Source organism: Leisingera sp. G5_S3_59_S7, from assembly GCF_054968485.1.
In genome coordinates this window covers 107,832-126,263 of sequence record NZ_JBQKUH010000002.1, presented here as the reverse complement: position 1 = coordinate 126,263, position 18,432 = coordinate 107,832, and the positions used below count along the sequence as shown (strand labels likewise).

General features: G+C 64.4%; 18 protein-coding genes. 9 read left to right on the top strand and 9 right to left on the bottom strand.

The features are described from left to right. Positions 1-7: 7 nt before the first annotated feature. From ACTRWG_RS01880 to ACTRWG_RS01870, 3 genes are read right to left on the bottom strand one after another with little or no spacing between them, the layout of a single operon-like run. Positions 8-2,035: an acetate--CoA ligase family protein gene (locus ACTRWG_RS01880; RefSeq protein WP_027235859.1), complete on the bottom strand. Its 2,028-nt coding sequence runs from the start codon at positions 2,033-2,035 to the stop codon at positions 8-10. 6 nt (positions 2,036-2,041) lie between these two features. Next, a complete protein-coding gene (locus ACTRWG_RS01875; RefSeq protein WP_027235860.1) occupies positions 2,042-2,344 on the bottom strand; it encodes an Rdx family protein in 303 nt (100 codons plus the stop codon). A gap of 3 nt (positions 2,345-2,347) precedes the next feature. Further along, positions 2,348-3,511 (bottom strand): acyl-CoA dehydrogenase family protein, encoded by a 1,164-nt coding sequence (locus tag ACTRWG_RS01870; protein ID WP_027235861.1) that lies wholly within the window; start codon positions 3,509-3,511, stop codon positions 2,348-2,350. 79 nt (positions 3,512-3,590) lie between these two features. Here ACTRWG_RS01870 and ACTRWG_RS01865 point away from each other — a divergent pair, with 79 nt between their 5' ends. Next, positions 3,591-4,532: a GlxA family transcriptional regulator gene (locus ACTRWG_RS01865; RefSeq protein WP_027235862.1), complete on the top strand. Its 942-nt coding sequence runs from the start codon at positions 3,591-3,593 to the stop codon at positions 4,530-4,532. On the opposite strand, the gene ACTRWG_RS01860 is transcribed toward ACTRWG_RS01865, so the two are convergent. Then, a complete protein-coding gene (locus ACTRWG_RS01860; RefSeq protein ID WP_027235863.1) occupies positions 4,529-5,719 on the bottom strand; it encodes a hypothetical protein in 1,191 nt (396 codons plus the stop codon). The genes ACTRWG_RS01865 and ACTRWG_RS01860 overlap by 4 nt on opposite strands. Positions 5,720-5,802: 83 nt before the next feature. Then, positions 5,803-6,225, bottom strand: a complete 423-nt coding sequence (locus tag ACTRWG_RS01855) for a glyoxalase (protein WP_027235864.1) — start codon at positions 6,223-6,225, stop codon at positions 5,803-5,805. Between the two features lie 142 nt (positions 6,226-6,367). Between ACTRWG_RS01855 and ade the strand changes: the two genes are divergently transcribed. From ade to msrA, 8 genes are all read left to right on the top strand, one after another. Beyond that, positions 6,368-8,170 (top strand): adenine deaminase, encoded by a 1,803-nt coding sequence (ade, locus tag ACTRWG_RS01850; protein WP_027235865.1) that lies wholly within the window; start codon positions 6,368-6,370, stop codon positions 8,168-8,170. Next, positions 8,167-9,633: an AMP nucleosidase gene (locus tag ACTRWG_RS01845; RefSeq protein ID WP_027235866.1), complete on the top strand. Its 1,467-nt coding sequence runs from the start codon at positions 8,167-8,169 to the stop codon at positions 9,631-9,633. Before ade ends, ACTRWG_RS01845 begins: the two co-directional genes overlap by 4 nt. A gap of 140 nt (positions 9,634-9,773) precedes the next feature. Continuing rightward, entirely contained in the window at positions 9,774-10,061 is a 288-nt protein-coding gene (locus ACTRWG_RS01840; protein WP_008553440.1) for an HU family DNA-binding protein, read from the top strand. 165 nt (positions 10,062-10,226) lie between these two features. Further along, positions 10,227-10,850: a LysE family translocator gene (locus ACTRWG_RS01835; protein ID WP_462828872.1), complete on the top strand. Its 624-nt coding sequence runs from the start codon at positions 10,227-10,229 to the stop codon at positions 10,848-10,850. A gap of 71 nt (positions 10,851-10,921) precedes the next feature. Further along, positions 10,922-11,827 (top strand): DMT family transporter, encoded by a 906-nt coding sequence (locus ACTRWG_RS01830; protein ID WP_027235868.1) that lies wholly within the window; start codon positions 10,922-10,924, stop codon positions 11,825-11,827. Between the two features lie 110 nt (positions 11,828-11,937). Continuing rightward, positions 11,938-12,501, top strand: coding sequence for a DUF4202 domain-containing protein (locus ACTRWG_RS01825; RefSeq protein ID WP_027235869.1), 564 nt, complete (start codon positions 11,938-11,940; stop codon positions 12,499-12,501). Between the two features lie 127 nt (positions 12,502-12,628). Continuing rightward, positions 12,629-13,078: a peptide-methionine (R)-S-oxide reductase MsrB gene (gene msrB / locus ACTRWG_RS01820; RefSeq protein ID WP_027235870.1), complete on the top strand. Its 450-nt coding sequence runs from the start codon at positions 12,629-12,631 to the stop codon at positions 13,076-13,078. Further along, positions 13,075-13,590 carry a peptide-methionine (S)-S-oxide reductase MsrA gene (gene msrA / locus ACTRWG_RS01815; RefSeq protein ID WP_027235871.1) on the top strand — a complete coding sequence of 172 codons (516 nt, stop codon included), beginning with the start codon at positions 13,075-13,077 and terminating at the stop codon, positions 13,588-13,590. Before msrB ends, msrA begins: the two co-directional genes overlap by 4 nt. Before the next feature lie 148 nt (positions 13,591-13,738). Here msrA and ACTRWG_RS01810 read toward each other — a convergent pair whose 3' ends face one another. The 4 genes from ACTRWG_RS01810 to mtgA all read right to left on the bottom strand — a co-directional run bounded on the left by ACTRWG_RS01810 (position 13,739) and on the right by mtgA (position 18,407). Then, positions 13,739-15,745, bottom strand: a complete 2,007-nt coding sequence (locus tag ACTRWG_RS01810; protein ID WP_462828871.1) for a hydantoinase/oxoprolinase N-terminal domain-containing protein — start codon at positions 15,743-15,745, stop codon at positions 13,739-13,741. A 72-nt stretch (positions 15,746-15,817) separates the two neighbouring features. After that, positions 15,818-16,861, bottom strand: a complete 1,044-nt coding sequence (gene queG, locus ACTRWG_RS01805; RefSeq protein WP_462828870.1) for a tRNA epoxyqueuosine(34) reductase QueG — start codon at positions 16,859-16,861, stop codon at positions 15,818-15,820. Between the two features lie 77 nt (positions 16,862-16,938). Then, positions 16,939-17,604, bottom strand: coding sequence for an FtsZ-binding protein FzlA (gene fzlA, locus ACTRWG_RS01800; RefSeq protein WP_027235874.1), 666 nt, complete (start codon positions 17,602-17,604; stop codon positions 16,939-16,941). Positions 17,605-17,669: 65 nt separating this feature from the next. Beyond that, positions 17,670-18,407 (bottom strand): monofunctional biosynthetic peptidoglycan transglycosylase, encoded by a 738-nt coding sequence (gene mtgA, locus ACTRWG_RS01795; RefSeq protein WP_259957827.1) that lies wholly within the window; start codon positions 18,405-18,407, stop codon positions 17,670-17,672. Positions 18,408-18,432 lie beyond the last annotated feature (25 nt).

Here is an 18,432-nt window from a genome sequence, read left to right as displayed (position 1 = left end):
GCGGCCTTCAGTATTTCCGGCGCATCAGCGCGTCCGCTGCCACCGCATCCGTCGGCGTGCACAAGAGCGGGTTGATCTCGATCTCCTCCAGCCCCAGCGCGTTCTCCATCACATAGGTTTCAACTGCGCGGATCGCGCGCAGGATTGCCTCAAGGTCCGCCGCCGGGGCGCCGCGGTAGCCGTCCAGCAGCTTCGCGATGCGCAGCGACTGCAGTGCCGCTTCGATTTCCGCATCCGAGGCCGGCAGCAGGAAAGAGGCGCTGTCCTCCAGCAGCTCGGTCAAGGTCCCGCCCGCCGCCAGGGTCATGACAAAGCCATGCGCCGGATCCTTGACCACGCCGATCAACAATTCCGCCACCGCACCGGTCACCATTTCCTCAACAAGAAAACGCCCGGCCGGCATGTTGAAGGCGGCATCGCTCACCTCCTGACCCGAATTCAGGTTCAGGACCACTGCTCCCGCTTCGGTCTTATGCGCCACACCCTCGCCTTTCAGCACCACCGGGAAGCCGACATCCACCGCAACCGCTCGGGCATTGGTGGCAGAAGCGGCCCGTTTGGACCGCGGAGTGCGCAACCCATAGCTGGCAAGCTGCCATTTGGCTTCGGCTTCCGGAACCAGATCCGGCTCCACCACCGGCGTTGGCAGCAGCAGGGGCGCAGGCGCTTCCGGCAGCGGCAGGCTGGCTGCCTCGCAAGCGGCGATGGCTTCGCTGAGGCCGCAGAAAGGCACAACGCCCGCCTCCATTAGCCGGGCCGCCACGTCCTCTGGTAGCAGCTCTGGCAAGGTCGCAACCAAGCCGACGTTGGCGCCGGTCCGCTCACGCGAACCAATGGCGGCCTGAATGGTGCATTCCCAGTCCGAGGCATCACAGCGGTCGCCGCGCGGGAAGTCCACAATCAGCATGGTCATTGCCAGCTGCAGATCCATCATTGCCGAGAACGCCTGGGTCATCGCCTCCGTGTCGCGCCAGATATAGGTGTGGTAGTCGAGCGGATTGGCCAGCGCCACCATCGGACCAAGTGCGTCGCGCAGGTCCTCTTTCTGCCTCTCGTTCAGCGGCGGAAACTCCACCTTCCGCGCATGGCCAGTGTCTGCGGCCAGGCTGGCCTCCCCGCCGGAGCAGCTGATGGTTGCGATGCGGTTCGACGGCAAGCGCCCCGCCACATGCAACAGCTTCAGCGTCTCCAGGAAGGACGGCAGGTCATCCAGACGCGGAATGCCAAGGCGTGAGAGCAAAGCCCCGGCCCCCGCGTCTCCGCCCGCAAGCGAGGCGGTATGAGAAACAGTAGCGGCCTGGGCCTCGGCCGACTTACCGACCTTCAGCGCAATGACCGGCTTGCCCAGTTCGCGGGCCCGGGCGGCCAGCGCCTCGAACGCGCGCAGATCGCCAAAGCCTTCGATATGCAGGCCCAGCGCGGTCACGCGGTTGTCCTCCAGCAGCGCCTCGCCAATCGCGGCAATGCCGGACTGTGCCTGGTTTCCGGCAGTGACCACATAGGCCAGCGGCAGCCCGCGCTTCTGCATGGTAAGGTTGATGGCGATGTTGGAGCTTTGGGTGACCAGTGCCACGCCCTTGTCTGCCCGCGATCCGCCGTGCTGGTCCGGCCACAAGAGCGCGCCGTCCAGATAGTTGATGAAGCCATAGCAATTTGGACCAAGGAAGGGCATCTCCCCTGCCGCTTCCAACAGCTGCGCCTGAAGATCAGCCCCTTCGGCGTCCTCAGCCGCGGCTTCCAGGAACCCGGAGGCAAAGCACACCGCCCCGCCGGCACCGCGCGCCGACAGCACCTGCACCACTTCGATAGTGGCAAAGCGGTTCACCCCGATGAACGCCGCGTCCGGCGCCTCCGGCAGGCTGTCCGCATCCTTGAAGGTTGGCAGGCCCGCAACCTCTTCGACCTTAGGGTGGACGGGCCAGATGGTGCCCTCAAACCCCATCTTCTGGCATTGCTCGATCACCAGACGGCACCATGCACCGCCGCCAATCACAGCAATGGTTTTCGGGCGGAAAAGCCTGTTTAGAGACTGCATTTGATCTTATTCACCGGTCTTGCCGCGGTCCAGATGGCCGAGGTCTTGTTCAGGATTGATCCGGTGGCGCACGCGGGTCTTCAGCTCTTTCACATCAGGAAAGCCGCCGTCCCGTTTGCGTTCCCAGACTAGCTCCTTATCAACATGGATCTCAAAGATCCCGCCCAAATCTCCGGGAACCAGAGTCACCCCGCCCAATTGGTCCTGGAAGGTCTGCAGCAGCTCCTGCGCCATCCAGCCCGCCCGCAGCAGCCAGTTGCAGCCGATGCAATAGGTAATGGTCACAACAGGTTTCCCGGACCGGGTCATGGATCAGCCTCCGACGGCGCGCAGCATCTCGCGGCTGATGATGTGCCGCTGAATTTCACTGGTGCCTTCCCAGATACGCTCCACCCGCGCGTCGCGCCAGATGCGTTCCAGCGGCAGCTCATCCATCAGGCCCATGCCGCCGTGGATCTGGATTGCCTCGTCGGCAACAAAGGCCAGCATCTCGGTTGCCTTCAGCTTGGCCATCGACATGTCGCTTTCGGTGACGGTGCCCTGGTCGAACTTCCATCCGGCTTCCCAGGTCAAGAGGTTCGCCGCCTTCAGCTCCAGCGCCATATCGGCGAGCTTGAAGGAGACGCCCTGGAACTTGCCGATCTGCTGGCCGAACTGCTTGCGCTCGGCGGCGTATTCGATCGAGTGCTGCAGCGCCCGTTCCGCCCGGCCCAGGCAGGTGGCGGCCACTTGCAGCCGGGTGGCGCCCAGCCAGGTGTTGGCGACCTCAAACCCCTTGTCGACCTCACCTAGAATGGCAGAGGACGGCAGGCGGCAGTCGTCGAATTCCAGCACCGCGTTGGTGTAACCGCGGTGGCTGACGTTGCCGTAACCGTCACGCACTTCGAAACCGGGCGTGCCTTTGTCGACGAAGAAGGCAGTGATCTTCTTCTTCGGCCCGCGCGGCGTGTCCTCGACCCCGGTTGCCATAAAGCAGATCGCAAAATCAGCAATATCGGCGTGACTGATGAAATGTTTGGTGCCGTTCAGGATCCAGTCATCGCCGTCCTGGCGCGCGGTTGCCTTCATGCCGCGCAGGTCCGATCCCGCATCCGGCTCGGTCATCGCCAGACAGTCCCATTTTTCGCCCTTCATGCAGGGGAAAAGGTATTTTTCCTTCTGCTCCTCGGTGCCTGCCAGCAGGATGTTCGAGGGCCGCGCAACACCGGTCCAGTGCAGCGCATAGTTGGCGCGGCCCAGTTCCTTTTCGTACATCAGCCAGGTCAGCGTATCGAGGCCTGCGCCGCCCGCCTCCTCGGGCATGTTGGCAGCATAAAGCCCCGCTTCCATTGCCTTTTTCTGAATATCTCGGATCACATCCATGTCCAGATGGCCGGTGCGCTCGATCTCCGCCTCATGCGGATACAGCTCCTTCTCCACAAAGGCGCGGGTGGTTTCGACGATCATTGACTGTTCTTCGGTCATCCCGAACTGCATGGCGGTCTTCCTTAGCAAATGTGTTGCGGATCAGATTACGCCGCTTGCCCGCGCCCATCATGCAAGGTTAGAAATTATCATGCGAAGTTGGACAAAAGATGCCGCTGCAGTGCAGCAATTGGATGTGCTGCTGTTTGATGCTTTCTCGGCCCATTGCCTGGCCAACACGGTGGAGCCGCTGCGGGCCGCCAATACGTTCGCCGGGCGGCAGGTCTATGCCTGGCGGTTCCTGACGCTGGACGGCGGGCCGGCTGTGTCCTCCTCAGGCATGGAGGTGCGGGCGCATGGAAAACTGGGCGACTGCAGCGGCGATTTGCTGATTGCGATGCCGTCCTACGATTTCCTGCGCCATGCCACCGTGGCCACCGCGCGGGCGCTGAAGTCCGCCGCCCGCCGCTACACGGTGCTCGCGGGATTTGACACCGGCGCCTGGCTGCTGGCGCAGGCCGGCCTGCTGGACGGGCGGCGGGCAACGATCCACTGGGAAGAGCTCAGCCGCTTTACCGAGGCTTTTCCCGAAGTGCAGACGGAACGTGTCCGCCAGGTCTGGGATGGCGACCGCGTCACCTGCACCGGTGCGCTGGCGGCCTTTGACACCATGATGGAGCTGATCGGAGACCAGCACGGCGCCGCGCTGAGACTGGAGGTAGCGGCGCTGTTCATGGCGCCCGAGGCAACCGAAACCCAGGACCCGATCCTGGTGCGCGGCAAATCGGTTGCCCGTGCGGTGGCGGTGATGCAGGCCAATCTGGAATCGCCCCTGCCGATCGCTGCCGTGGCGCGGAAAGCGGGCCGCAGCCAGAAGGATCTGGAGACACGGATGAAGGCTGAACTTGGGGCAACGCCGCAGGCGGTTTACCGGCGGCTGCGGCTGATTCAGGCCAGAAAGCTGGTGTTAGAGACAGTTTTGAGTGTCTCTGAGATTGCCCTGCGCTGCGGCTACGACGACCCCAGTGCGCTGACCCGGGCCTTCAAGGCGGAGTTTGGAAATACCCCGCGCAGCTTGCGCAGCAGCGGCTAGGCCTGCTTGGCTGCCATCCACTGGTTCAGCCGCCACAGCCCCCAGGCCAGCGGGATCGCCGCCAGGCCGCCGATCACATAGGCCAGCGGTTCATCGGCGAAGGACTCGAACATCTGCGTGTAGGCATGGATCGCGGCAAAGGTCAGCGCCGCATTGAACAGCCCGCGCTGATGCCGCTGCGCCGCCCAGAAGATCACCGCGGCCAGCACCACCGCCCAAAGCACCGAATAGACTTGCTCAGAGATGAACAGTGCGCTGTTGCGGAAGGCATCGCGGGCGGCGGCATAGGCCTCCCAGTCCTCGTACCCATCGCTGTAACGGCCCGGCCCCCAAACAGTTTCGCCCACCACGTCCCCCCACAACGAGCCGACCAGCGCACAAAGGTTCGCGACCACAAACCCCAGGATCGCCAGGATGCGCAGGTGCCGGGCGTTGCGTTCTGCCAGCCGGGACGCCCCCCAGACGCACAGCACTATCAGCACCACCATCTGCAGGATCGTCAGCGTCGATTCCGGCGAATAGAACACATAGGCGGCGTGGAAATAGCTGGTGCCGGTTTCCAGCATCTGGGCAAAGGGCGCAATCGCCAGCGCGGTGACAAAGCGCACATCCACCTGCCAGCCTGCCAGGGCCAGCGCCGCCGCATAATAAAGCAGCGCCAGGTTCCGCAGCGGCGAGCCGATGCCGTATTGCTGCAGCAGCAGTTCGATGCCCGCCAGATGCATTGCCAGCCCCATCAGCAGGATCGCGCCCAGCACAAACCCCGTGGACCAGGCCCCGTGCCGCCAGCGCCAGGTGCAGATCAGCGCCACCAGCGCGCCGGCGGGCAGCATTACCCAGCCGGCGATGTCCTCGAATTTGTCGACCAGTTCAATCCCGGCACCGCCCATCAGCATGCCGGCGCCGATCAGGGTGGCGGAATTGCCGAACATCCGCAGCATCTCGCCGCCGCGCGCCAGCACCGCAAGCCCGCCGCCCAGCATCAGCACGCCGGTCACCGCCACTGCCAGCGGGTCCGCCAGCCAGAAGATGAAGCCGGCTGTGGCCGCGATGATCCCGAAACACAGGATCGCATTCACCGCCAGCGACACCATCACCTCTCGCGAGCGGGCCTCGATGCTGCGGGCCTGATCCGGGGTCAGCACCCCCTCCTCGACCAGGGCGGTTGTATCGGCAATGGCGTGCATCAGCGGTCCCTCGCAGCATCCAAATGGGTCCGCCCAGCATGGACCGGCCGGCGTCGCGGCGAAAGGGGAGGAATTCCCGCAGCTTACCCCTTGGGGCGGCTTGGGACCCAGGCGTATCCGTTATCACACAGGATATAGGCCTCCCGCAGGCCGTGCGGCTTGTCCGTTGGCGCCTGCAGAACGGCGAACCCTGCTGCCGCCGCCAAGGCCACGGCCTGATCCGGGTCGGTTTCGTAAAGACGGATCTCGATCCCGGCCCCGCGCGGCGGGTTTTCCGGCAGCAGCCCCAGCAGCGGGTTTTCCGCATAGGTGCCGTCGCTGTGCAGCTGAAACACCTGACCGCCATAGGTGACGATGGCAAAATCCTGCGTCACCTGATGGCCCTTCATAGCGAAAACAGTCTCTAAAAAGGACTTTTCAGCCGGAACATCCCGTACCAGGAGGTTGATCCCGATCCCGCGCAGGGAGCGGCCGAAACTGTCCGCATCTGTTGTCTCATAATCCATGGGGCCCAGTCTTTTCCGGAACCCGCCAAGCGGCAATGCCAAATGCGTCAGTCTTCGGCGCCTATTCACCGTCCGTATGAAGCTTTGATGGCAAAGCCGGCAATCCGCTTGCCTTCCCGCCCGCAATCGGAACAATTGGACTATGTCAGAAAACATTTTTCCGAACTGGCCCGACTACGCCCCGCAATTGATCGACGTAGCAGCCGGCCGTGCGCCAGCCGATACCGTGATCCGGCAGGGCATTTGGGTCAACGTCCACACCCGCGAGCAGCTGCCCGGCCATGACATTGCCATCAAGGCAGGCCGCATCGCCTATGTCGGGCCGGACGCCTCTTATTGCACCGGGCCGGAGACGCAGATCATCGAGGCCAATGGCCGCTATATGGTCCCGGGCCTGTGCGACGCGCATATGCATATCGAATCCGGCATGCTGACGCCCGCAGAATTTGCCCGCGCGGTGATCCCGCATGGCACCACCTCGATGTTCACCGACCCGCATGAGATCGCAAATGTGCTGGGGCTGGACGGTGTGCGCTATATGCATGACGAGGCGCTGATGCAGCCGGTCAACATTTTTACTCAGATGCCGTCCTGCGCGCCCTCCGCGCCGGGGCTGGAAACCACCGGCTATGAAATCTCCGCCGAGGACGTCGAAGAGGCGATGAACTGGCCCGGCATCATCGGCCTCGGTGAAATGATGAATTTCCCCGGCGTCGCCAATGCTGACCCCAAGATGCTGGCCGAAATCGCCGCTACCCAGCGTGCGGGCAAAACCGTGGGCGGCCACTATGCCTCCCCTGACCTTGGCCCCGATTTTGCCGCCTATGTGGCTGGCGGCCCGGCGGATGATCATGAGGGCACCTGCGAGGCTGACGCCATTGCCCGGGTGCGCCAGGGGATGCGGTCGATGATGCGGCTTGGCTCGGCTTGGTACGACGTCGAAAGCCAGATCACCGCGGTTACCGAAAAGGGGCTGGACCCGCGCAACTTCATTCTCTGCACCGATGACTGCCATTCGGGCACACTGGTCAATGACGGCCACATGAACCGGGTGGTGCGCCACGCGATTGCCTGCGGCTGCGATCCGGTGGTTGCCCTGCAGATGGCGACGATAAACACCGCCACCCATTTCGGACTGGAGCGCGAAATCGGCTCCATCACTCCCGGCCGCCGTGCCGATGTGATCCTGACCTCCAGCCTGACGGATCTGCCCATCGAAGTGGTAGTGGCCCGCGGCCAGATCGTCGCGGAATCAGGCTCTATCAGGGTCGAATGCCCGCATTACGACTGGCCCGCCAGCGCCCGCGGCACTGTGCATCTTGGACATGAGCTGACAGCCAAGGACTTTGAGCTGGCCGCCCCTGAGGGCGCCAATGCGGTGACTGCCAATGTGATCGGCGTGGTCGAGAACCAGGCCCCGACCAAGGCACTTCGCGCGGAGCTGCCGGTTGTGGACGGGCTCGTCGAGGGCAGCGGCGATGTCTGCCAGATCGCCCTGGTCGAGCGCCACCGCGCCACCGGCGGTGTCACCAACGCTTTTGTCTCGGGCTTCGGCTACCAGGGCAAAATGGCGATGGCCTCCACGGTGGCGCATGACAGCCACCACATGATTGTGGTCGGCACCGACCGCGAACAGATGGCGTTGGCCGCCAACCGGCTTGCCGAAGCAGGCGGCGGCATTACCCTCTTTAAAGATGGTGAGGAGCTTGCCCTGGTTGAACTGCCGATTGCAGGCCTGATGTCCGACAGCCCGGCCACCGAGGTCGCCGCCAAGGCGCAGGAGATGGTTGAGGCGATGCAGGCCTGCGGCTGCGACCTGAACAACGCCTATATGCAGCACTCACTGCTGGCGCTGGTGGTGATCCCGGAACTCAGGATTTCCGACCTGGGGCTTGTCGATGTCCGCACATTCCAGAAAATCCCGGTGATCGAGCCTGCACAATGATAACAACAAAACACCCCGGCCACCCGCCGGACGAAAGCTTCAACGACGCAACCGAGGCCGTGGACCGGCTGGAACTGCTCTACCGGCAGGCCACTGGCTTCATCTGCGAGGAATTCTCCCGGGCGATGGCTGACGGCGCGCCGGACAACCAGCGCATCCGCGCCTTTTACCCGGAAATCCGCTTCTCCACCCTGACCTTCGCCCAAGTGGACAGCCGGCTCAGCTTTGGCCATGTCTCCGCACCTGGCACCTATGCCACCACGGTCACGCGGCCGGACTTGTTCCGCAATTACCTGATCCAGCAGATTGGCCTGCTGATCCGCAATCACGGCCAGCCGGTGACCATTAGTGTCTCTGATACACCGATCCCGGTGCATTTCGCGGTCGCCTCGCGCCCGGATCTGACGGTGCCCCAGGACGGCGCCGCCGGTTTCACCCTGCGCGACGTGTTTGACGTGCCGGATCTGTCGACCACCAATGACGACATCGTCAACGGCACATACCAGCCCGCCAATGGCACCGGCCCGCTGGCGCTGTTCACCGCCCAGCGCATCGACTACTCGCTGGCCCGTCTGAGCCACTATACCGCCACCAGTGCCGAACATTTCCAGAACCACGTTCTGTTCACCAACTACCAGTTCTACGTGGCCGAATTCGAGGCCTACGCCCGCGCCCAGTTGGCGGATCCCAATTCCGGCTACACCAGTTTTGTCAGCACCGGCGATCACGAGATCACCGATCCATCGGCAAAGATTCCGGAAATCGCCAAGCTGCCTCAGATGCCGACATATCACCTGAAGCGGGAGGACGGGAACGGCATCACTCTGGTCAACATCGGCGTCGGCCCCTCCAACGCCAAGACCGCCACCGACCACATCGCGGTGCTGCGCCCGCATGCCTGGCTGATGGTCGGCCATTGCGCGGGGCTGCGGAACACCCAGGCACTGGGGGACTTCGTCCTCGCCCATGGCTACCTGCGCGAAGACCACGTTCTGGACGATGACCTGCCGGTCTGGACCCCGATCCCGGCGCTGGCGGAAATCCAGGTCGCGCTGGAGGAAGCCGTGGCGGAAATCACCGAATACGAGGGCTTCGACCTCAAGCGGATTATGCGCACCGGCACCGTCGCCACCATTGACAACCGCAACTGGGAACTGCGCGACCAGTCCGGCCCGGTGCAGCGCTTGTCCCAATCCCGCGCCATCGCGCTGGACATGGAAAGCGCCACCATCGCCGCCAACGGCTACCGCTTCCGGGTACCCTACGGCACGCTGCTCTGCGTCTCTGACAAGCCGCTGCATGGCGAACTGAAGCTGCCGGGCATGGCGTCGGACTTTTACCGCACTCAGGTTGCACGCCACCTGCAAATCGGAATAAGAGCTATGGAGCGTTTGCGCGGTATGCCTTTGGAGCGTCTGCACAGCCGGAAATTGCGTTCGTTCGACGAAACCGCCTTCCTTTAAGGCTGATTTTCGCTGTTTTCCGGGAAAAAATGCCTGTTTTGCCTTATGCGGAGCACACAAGAAGTTGTGTTACCATACAACATAACGATAATGTCTCGCGATGAGGCCCCACAGTTCGGGCAGCTTTAAGGAGACGAAGAATGTCCAAACCGATGACCAAAACCCAGCTTGTAGCCGCACTGGCCGAGGAAATGGGCAGTGACAAGAAAACTGCAGGTTCTGCGCTGGAAGCGGTCTGCTCGCTGATCACCCGCGAAGTGTCGGGCGGCGGTGCCGTGACCCTGCCGGGCGTCGGCAAGATCTACTGCCGTGAGCGCCCCGAGCGTGAAGTGCGCAACCCGGCCACTGGTGAGAAATTCACCAAGGAAGCCGACAAGGTGGTCAAGATGACCATCGCAAAAGCGCTGAAAGACAGCGTAAACGGCTGATCCCGGACATCGTCCGGACGGTTTCAGGGCTGCCCCCGCGGGCGGCCCTTTTCTTTTGCACGGGCCGGCCGCTCCAACGGAAGGTTCGTCCGCCGCCGCCGCGTTGCCGCTTGCCAGTACCGCCCGCCGGACGCATCCTCATGGCGGCGGCCGAAGTAGGGCTTCATGGAAAACGTCAATCTGGTGCTGATCCTGGCAGCCGCGTTTCTGGGCGCCGTCAGCCCTGGCCCGGCGACGGTGACCATTGCCGGCACCTCCATGAAGCATGGCCGCAAGCCCGGGCTGGCGCTGGCTGCCGGGGTGTGCCCCGGTTCCCTGATCTGGTCGGTCTCCGCTGCCTTTGGACTTGGCGCGGTGATGCTGGCCAATGCCTGGATGTTCGAAGCGGTCCGCTACATCGGCGCCGGTTATCTGATGTATCTCGCGATCCGCTCCACCCGGTCGGCCTTGCGCCCCGGCGCACCTGCATTACGCGCCTCTGCTGTGCCAACGCTGCGAAGCGCCTATGGCAAGGGGTTGGCGCTGCACCTGACCAATCCCAAGGCTGTGCTGTTCTTCGGCTCGCTCTATGCCATCGGCCTGCCGCCCGGCACGCCCGTGTCGGCGCTGCTGGTTGTGATGGCGGCCATCGCGGTGCAAAGCACCCTGATCTTCCACGGTTACGCGCTGCTGTTCTCCAGCCAGGCGGCCAGCCGCGTCTACCTTCGCTTGCGCCGCGGGTTCGAGGCGGCCTTCGCCGCCGCCTTTGGCGCCGCCAGCTGGCAGATCCTAGCGGCCCGGTTCAGCTGATCCCGGTCCCGCCCGGCTTGATCTCCACTCTCAATTCCCCGAAGGTCCGCCACGGGAGAAAGGAATTCACGATGGATGCGCGCGCTATTGCCATGGGGCTGGCCTTTGCCCTGATGTGGTCCTCGGCCTTCACCTCCGCCCGGATCATTGTCCAGGACGCCTCGCCGCTGTTCTCCCTGGCGGTCCGCTTTCTGATCTCCGGGCTGATCGGCGTCGCCATTGCCCGCGCCATGGGGCAGACCTGGCGGCTGACGCCGGGCCAGTGGCGCGCCACGGTGATCTTCGGCATCTGCCAGAACGCGCTGTACCTCGGCCTGAACTTCGTCGCCATGCAGTGGATCGAGGCCTCGCTGGCCGCCATCATCGCTTCCACCATGCCGCTGCTCGTGGCGCTGGCTGGCTGGGCGCTGTTCGGCGAGCGGCTGCGGCCCCTTGGCTATGCCGGGCTGGCCGCAGGCATCCTGGGTGTTGCGCTGATCATGGGCACACGGCTCAGCGCCGGTGTCGACCTGCTGGGCGTTGGCCTTTGCGTCATCGGCGTGCTGGCGCTGACCGCCGCAACCCTGGCCTTGCGCGGCGCCACCTCGGGCGGCAATTTCATGATGGTTGTGGGGCTGCAAATGCTGATCGGCTCTGCTGTCCTGTTCGTGGCCGCGCCGCTGACAGAGGACATTTTTGTCACCCCCACCTGGCGCCTGGCCGCTGCCTTTACCTACACCACCATCGTGCCGGGGCTGATGGCCACCTTCATCTGGGTGCTGCTGCTGAACCGCATCGGCGCGGTGCGCGCCGCGACCTTTCACTTCCTGAACCCGGTGTTCGGCGTTGCCGTCGCCAGCATGCTGCTGGGAGAAAAACTAGGGCCGCTCGACCTGCTCGGTGTCGCCATCGTCACCGGCGGCATTCTGGCCGTCCAGCTCGCACGGCAGGCGGACCGGCCAAAAGCGGGGCTCTCCCGCGCGGCAAAGCCGGGCTGACGTCCGTCCCTGCCCCTTGGGCCCGGCGCCGCTGACGCGGCGCAGCCCGTTGCAACCCCGCGTGCTTACGGCTTAACCTGCCCCCCAAGACCCCAACAGGAGGACGCGGCATGAGCGCGCAACTGACCCGGGTGCTGGAGGCGATCGACGCCGCCAACGCCCAGGACCCCAACCTGGAAGACGGCCAGCCCGCCGCGCTGCTCTATGGCCAGCGGATGAGCCAGGAGCAGGAACGCCTGTTCCCGGACGCCTCCGAGGTGCTGCAGATCGCCGCCCGCGGCCAGCACGTGGAACGCTGGAAGCTGGCCCGCGATGCCTTCCCCGAAGGCCGGGCCGGCTATCTCGCCTGGCGCAAGGCAGAGGCTGTGCATCACGCCGATGTGGTCACCACCCTGATGCAGGACGCAGGCTATGGCGCCGAAGATACGGAGGCCGCCGCCAAGATGCTGCGCAAGGAGGGCATAAAGCGTGACGACCAGGTGCAGGCGCTGGAGGACATCATCTGCTTTGTCTTCCTCAAGTGGTATTTTGCCCCCTTCGCCGCCAAGCATCCGGCGGACAAAGTGCAGCGCATCGTCGAAAAGACCGCCCGCAAGATGTCGGCAGACGCCCGCGCCCGGGTGCTGCGGGAGTTCGACCTGCCCGGCGACCTGGCCGGCGCCTTCGCCGCCTGACCGCACCCCTTCCCCCGCGGCCGGCCTTCCACAGCACACGGCTTTGCGAGCCGCCTGTAACAGGGCTTTGCATTTGCCCATCCAGACCCCATGTTCTGCACCAAACGCGAACAGGCGGGAGGACATCATGACCAAATACTTCAAGAACCCGGACGCCATTGCCGCCCTCTCCGAGGAAGAGTTCTATGTGACCCAGAATGCGGGCACCGAACGCCCCGGAACCGGCAAGCTGCTGAACAACAAGCAGCCGGGCATCTACGTCGACATCGTTTCAGGCGAGCCGCTGTTTGCCTCCTCTGACAAGTATGAATCGGGCTGCGGCTGGCCCAGCTTCACCAAGCCGATCGAACCCGCCCATATCCAGGAACTGGAGGACCGCAGCCTCGGCATGATCCGCACCGAGGTCCGCTCCACCCATGGCGACAGCCACCTGGGCCATGTCTTTCCCGACGGCCCGATGGACCGCGGCGGCCTGCGCTATTGCATCAACTCCGCCTCCCTGCGCTTTGTGCATCTGGACGACATGGAGGCCGAGGGCTATGGCGCCTACATCAACCAAGTGGAGGTCGTGAAATGAGCACCACCGAACGCGCCGTCCTGGCAGGCGGTTGTTTCTGGGGCATGCAGGAACTGATCCGCAAACGCCCCGGCGTCATCAGCACCCGCGTCGGCTACACCGGCGGCGACTTGCCCAATGCCACCTACAAGAACCACGGCACCCATGCCGAAGGGATCGAGATCATCTTCGACCCCGCCGTCACCTCCTACCGGGAGCTCTTGGAATTCTTCTTCCAGATCCACGATCCGACCACCCTGAACCGGCAGGGCAATGACATCGGCATGAGCTACCGCTCCGCGATCTACTACGTCGACGATACCCAGAAAGCGGTGGCCGAGGACACCATCGCCGACGTCGACGCCTCCGGCATCTGGCCCGGCAAGGTGGTGACCGAGGTCGAACCCGCGGGCGATTTCTGGGAGGCGGAGCCCGAGCATCAGGATTATCTGCAGCGTCAGCCCACCGGCTACACCTGCCATTTCCCGCGCCCCGACTGGGTGCTGCCCAAACGCGGCGCCGCCGCGGAATAGGCTCTATCCGGTCGCTTTCAGCCCCGCCGCACATTGGCGGGGCTTTTCACCTGTCAAATCTGCAGCAAGCATCCGTGTTTCATCTGGCCGAAAATATCCCCGCCGGAGGCAGCGGGTTTTCCGCGAAAACCCGCTAGTGAAACTGAAGCTAGGCGTGCGCCACACGCGGCCGGCCGCTGGCCTCCACCGTCAATGTGCCTTCAACGAACACGTCCCGCGATTCCACTTGCGCCGTGCGGATATCCCGCTCCACATGCACGTGAATATCCTCTGCACCGGCCTCCTCCGCTGCGCCGCGCGCCTCCGCAGCCAAGGCTGTTTCCAGCGCCGCAAGCGCGTCATCTGCGGCCGGAAAATCCTCCGGGCCGGTCTCCAGGTGCACCCGGTACTTGCCTTCGGACGGAGAAGTCACGGTGCCGCTGCGCCGCATGGTGACACGCCCCACCACCGCGCCAATGGCATTGGCCACGCCCGCATGTTCCGGCAGGATCATATTGCAATGAAGCCGCTCCCCCACCGCCGGATAATAGCTGGGGGCAGAGGCGCCCAGCCCCACCACATCCACATTCATCGAGGCATCGAGCGCTAGCAACCCGCGGTGCCGACTCAGCCCCTTTTGCAGCAGAACATGCCGCGCCAGATCCTGTTCCGGCAGGCCAAAGCTCTCGGCTTCCTCGGCAAAAGCAGACTCTAACAAGGTCAAAGCGGTCTGTTCGGTCAGTTGATCAATAATCATCTGCGCCAGTGTTCCCGCATCCTTTGCCACCATGTCGCCGCTGCCCACCCGGCGGCGGGCAAACAGCGTCAGCGCTTTCTCCGCCGCCTCGCGGTCCCAGGCATCGACCCGGCCCAGCACATGGCTGGCATCCGAGGGCGTCACGCTGCTGACCTGCACCAGTCCGCGGTCCACCAGCCGGCCTAGCGAGCCATGCTCCATCCGTGTACGCAGGATCTGGCCCAGCGGGTGCACCTGCATCCCGATCCGCGCCAGCAGCCCGGCCTCCCGCTCGCTCAGGCCCGCTACAGGCACCCCCGGCACCGCCCGTACAAAGCGCCCGTCAAACTCGCCCACAGTGGAGTTGCGCAGCTGTTCGTCCAGCGCTGCGTGCACCACCTCCGGCGCATCCGTGGCAATCAGCGAGACCGGCACCACCCGGCGCGGCCCCAGGGTCAGCCCGCCTGACAGGCCGCTGGTGTTCAGATGCACCTGGCTGTCGCCTCCCAGGCCGGTGGTGCGCATCGCCACGGCCTCGACCATAGTGCGGAACTCACCGACCCGGGCACCCGCCGGATCAATCGCCGGCTTGCCGTCCTTGATCAGCGCCACATCGGTGGTGGTGCCGCCGATGTCGCTGACCAGCGCGTGATCCGCCCCGGTCATCCATCGCGCGCCGACGATCGAGGCCGCCGGCCCCGACAGGATCGTCTCGATCGGCCGCTCCCGCGCCTGTTCGCCGCTCATCAGCGCGCCGTCGCCGCGCACCACCATCATCGGCGCCTCAATGCCCAGATCGCGCAGCGTATCCTGCGCCCGGCCGATCAGCCGGTCGATCATCCCGATCAGGCGGGCGTTCAGAACCGCCGTCACCGCCCGCTTGGGCCCGTTCAGCTTGGCCGACAGCTGATGCGAACAGGTTGCCGGCGCGCCGGTCAGCTCATGAATGATCCGCGCGGCTTCCATCTCATGCGCCGGGTTGCGGGTGGCAAAGACCCCGGCCACGGCAAAACCCGTCACCCCTTGCCCCTCGGTGCGCAGAAACTTCTCCAGCGACTCCAAGTCCAGCGGCGCCGCCTCGCTGCCCGCATGGGTATGGCCGCCCGCCAGCACCAGCGCCGGATCGCCCTTCAGGGCATCCTTCAGCCCATGCCGGTCCAGATCGGCCTCGGCAAAGCCGATATAGATCAGCGCCACCCGGCCGCCCTGGCCCTCGACCAGCGCATTGGTGGCCAGCGTGGTGGACAGGGCCGCCAGCGACACCTCCTGCGGCTGCACTCCGGATTGCTCCAGAACCGCCCGGATCGCGCCGCCAACGCCAATCGCCAGATCCTGGCGCGTCGTCAGAGACTTGGCGGAGGCGATCACCTCCTTCTCGTCGCGGATCAGCACCGCATCGGTATAGGTTCCGCCCGTGTCCACTCCCAGCAGCAGCGCCATGCCCAGCCCTCTCAAACTCTGTTCGCCGGACCGGGTGTAACGCCTATTTGCGCCGCGTCCATCCTGTTTGCGTCACGAAAGCCTTTGAACTGCCCAAGCCGCTGCGTCGGCCACCGCCGGGTCCGGATCCTCCACCAGCCCCTGCGCCGCCGGCCGCAGCTCTGGCAGCCCGGAATTGCCAATCGCATAAAGCACATTGCGCACAAAGCGGTCGCGCCCGATGCGCTTGATTGGCGAACCCGAGAACATCGCCCGGAACGCCGCATCATCCAAAGCGGCAAGCTCCTCCAGCTTCGGCGCCTTCAGCTCCTCGCGCGCGGCATAGCGCATGTCGCTGGCCGCCACCGCAAACTTGTTCCACGGACAGGCCGCCAGACAGTCGTCGCAGCCATAAATCCGGTTGCCCAGCTTGCCCCGCAGCTCTTCGTCCACCGGCCCCTTGTGTTCAATGGTGAGGTAGGAAATGCAGCGCCGTGCATCGACCTGGTAGGGCGCCGGAAAGGCATCGGTCGGGCAGCTGTCCAGACAGGCCCGGCAGGATCCGCAGCGGTCCGGTTCTGCCTTGTCCGCCGGCAGCTCCAGCGTGGTGAAAACAGACCCTAAAAAGGCCCAATTCCCCCAATCCCGGCTCACCAGATTACTGTGCTTGCCCTGCCAGCCCAGCCCCGCCGCCATGCCCAGCGCCTTTTCCGGCACCGGCGCGGTGTCGACAAAGACTTTCACCTCGCAGTCCTCTCCCGCCTCGGCAATCAGCCAGCGCGCCAGCCGCTTCAGCCGTTTCTTGACCAGGTCGTGATAATCCTTATTGCGGGCATAGACCGACACCGCACCGCGGTCCGCCTGCCCCACCACCGCCATTGGGTCTTCCTCGGGCGTGTAGCTTTCGGCCAGCATGATCACCGACCGCGCCTCGGGCCACAGCTGCGCCGGGTCGCCCCGCCAATGGGTGCGCTCTGCCATCCAGCCCATCTGCCCGTGATAGCCCGCGTCCAGGAACGCCCGCAGCCGTCCAGGCACCTCCGGCACATCCCACGGGCGGCAGATCCGGCAGGAGACAAACCCCTCCGAGAGCGCCTGAGCAACCAGTCTTTGCTTGATGCCGGATCCGTCTTTCATCTGGCTGAAAATATCCTCGGGGGTGAATTGAGCCGCAGGCTCAAGAGGGGGCAGACAGCCCCCTAACCCCGTTGATATCAGAAATCCAGGTCAGTGTAATGCGGCGGCGGCCGGAAGCCCGGCACCTGATCCGCCAGGATCGACCGGAACGCAGGCCGCGACTTGATCTTGGCGTACCAGTCCTTGACCACTGCCGACCGGTTCCAGTCCACGTCCGAAATGTAATCCAGCGACGACAGATGCGCTGCAGCGGCGAAATCCGCCAGCGTCATCATGTCCCCGGCCAGCCAGCGCCGGTGGTCCAAGAGCCAGGCCATGTAATCCAGATGGTATTTGATCGCCTTAGCGCCGGCCTTCACGTTACGGCTGTCCGGATAGCCCTCACCGGTGATCTTCTTGTTCACCCGCTCATACAGCAGCTTGGAGGTCACCTCGTGGTGGAACTTGTCGTCAAACCAGCTCACCAGCCGGCGCACTTCATACCGGCCCTCGGCATCCTTCGGCATCAAGGGCGGCTCCGGCCGCGTGTCTTCCAGGTATTCGCAGATCGCCGCGCTTTCGGCCATCATCTGGCCGTCCAGCCGGATCACCGGCACCTTGGCGGCCGGGTTGCGGCGCAGGAAGTCGGGATCCTGCTCCCAATAACGCTCCTCGACCAGCTCAACCTCGATCTTCTTTTCCGCCAGCGACAACCGCACCTTGCGGCAAAAGGGGGACAGCGGAACGTGGTACAGGCGCGCCATGGCTACAGGAAATCTCCAGAAACGTTACTACGGATACCCAGCAATGCCTTGGCCGGGAGAAAGATTCAATCCTCGAAACAATCGGCCCGCCCATCTGCGCGAATGGTGGCCGCCCCATCCATGATCTGCCCCGCCCGGCGCTGCACGAAACTGCTGGGACGGCGGGCCGAACGCTCTTTGGGATTGGGCAGAACCGCGGCAATCAGCGCCGCCTGGCGTGAGCTCAGCTGATCCGGGCCCACCCCGAAATATTTGCGCGCCGCGGCCTCGGCGCCGAACACACCCTCGTCCATTTCGGCAACGTTCAGATAGACCTCCAGGATGCGCCGCTTGCTCCAAACGATCTCCACCACCGGAGTCAGCAGCGTCTCCAGCACCTTGCGCGGCCAGCTGCGGCCCTGCCACAAAAACACATTCTTCACCACCTGCTGCGAAATCGTTGAACCGCCGCGGGCGCCGCCTGCCTCGATCGCGGCCTGAATGGCGCGGGCGTCAAATCCCCAATGGCGGCAGAACTGCGCATCCTCCGCCGCCACGACAGAGCGCGCCAGCACCGGCGCCATCTCCTCCAGCGGCACCCACATCCGGTCCACCTCGCCCAGCCGCCGCTTCTCGGCCCAGATGGTATGGGTAACCGGCGGGTTCACCACGGAAAACAGCAGGATCAGGAAAAGAAACACTGCCGCAACCGCAAGCACTGCGCGCAAGACCCAGCGCCGCAGACTGCGCAGCGGCTGAATCCGCCGCTTCGCCGTCTTCTTGCTGCTCCTGGTTTTCTTCTTTTTTGCAACTGCCTTGGCCATGACTCTCTATAGGATGGCAGCCAGG

What these genes read in the sequence shown, in the direction of transcription:
- ACTRWG_RS01880 (WP_027235859.1), bottom strand. Translation starts at nt 2,035, where the DNA reads ATGCAGTCTCTAAACAGGCTTTTCCGCCCGAAAACCATTGCTGTGATT.
- ACTRWG_RS01875 (WP_027235860.1), bottom strand. Translation starts at nt 2,344, where the DNA reads ATGACCCGGTCCGGGAAACCTGTTGTGACCATTACCTATTGCATCGGC.
- ACTRWG_RS01870 (WP_027235861.1), bottom strand. Translation starts at nt 3,511, where the DNA reads ATGCAGTTCGGGATGACCGAAGAACAGTCAATGATCGTCGAAACCACC.
- ACTRWG_RS01865 (WP_027235862.1), top strand. Translation starts at nt 3,591, where the DNA reads ATGCGAAGTTGGACAAAAGATGCCGCTGCAGTGCAGCAATTGGATGTG.
- ACTRWG_RS01860 (WP_027235863.1), bottom strand. Translation starts at nt 5,719, where the DNA reads ATGCACGCCATTGCCGATACAACCGCCCTGGTCGAGGAGGGGGTGCTG.
- ACTRWG_RS01855 (WP_027235864.1), bottom strand. Translation starts at nt 6,225, where the DNA reads ATGGATTATGAGACAACAGATGCGGACAGTTTCGGCCGCTCCCTGCGC.
- ade (WP_027235865.1), top strand. Translation starts at nt 6,368, where the DNA reads ATGTCAGAAAACATTTTTCCGAACTGGCCCGACTACGCCCCGCAATTG.
- ACTRWG_RS01845 (WP_027235866.1), top strand. Translation starts at nt 8,167, where the DNA reads ATGATAACAACAAAACACCCCGGCCACCCGCCGGACGAAAGCTTCAAC.
- ACTRWG_RS01840 (WP_008553440.1), top strand. Translation starts at nt 9,774, where the DNA reads ATGTCCAAACCGATGACCAAAACCCAGCTTGTAGCCGCACTGGCCGAG.
- ACTRWG_RS01835 (WP_462828872.1), top strand. Translation starts at nt 10,227, where the DNA reads ATGGAAAACGTCAATCTGGTGCTGATCCTGGCAGCCGCGTTTCTGGGC.
- ACTRWG_RS01830 (WP_027235868.1), top strand. Translation starts at nt 10,922, where the DNA reads ATGGATGCGCGCGCTATTGCCATGGGGCTGGCCTTTGCCCTGATGTGG.
- ACTRWG_RS01825 (WP_027235869.1), top strand. Translation starts at nt 11,938, where the DNA reads ATGAGCGCGCAACTGACCCGGGTGCTGGAGGCGATCGACGCCGCCAAC.
- msrB (WP_027235870.1), top strand. Translation starts at nt 12,629, where the DNA reads ATGACCAAATACTTCAAGAACCCGGACGCCATTGCCGCCCTCTCCGAG.
- msrA (WP_027235871.1), top strand. Translation starts at nt 13,075, where the DNA reads ATGAGCACCACCGAACGCGCCGTCCTGGCAGGCGGTTGTTTCTGGGGC.
- ACTRWG_RS01810 (WP_462828871.1), bottom strand. Translation starts at nt 15,745, where the DNA reads ATGGCGCTGCTGCTGGGAGTGGACACGGGCGGAACCTATACCGATGCG.
- queG (WP_462828870.1), bottom strand. Translation starts at nt 16,861, where the DNA reads ATGAAAGACGGATCCGGCATCAAGCAAAGACTGGTTGCTCAGGCGCTC.
- fzlA (WP_027235874.1), bottom strand. Translation starts at nt 17,604, where the DNA reads ATGGCGCGCCTGTACCACGTTCCGCTGTCCCCCTTTTGCCGCAAGGTG.
- mtgA (WP_259957827.1), bottom strand. Translation starts at nt 18,407, where the DNA reads ATGGCCAAGGCAGTTGCAAAAAAGAAGAAAACCAGGAGCAGCAAGAAG.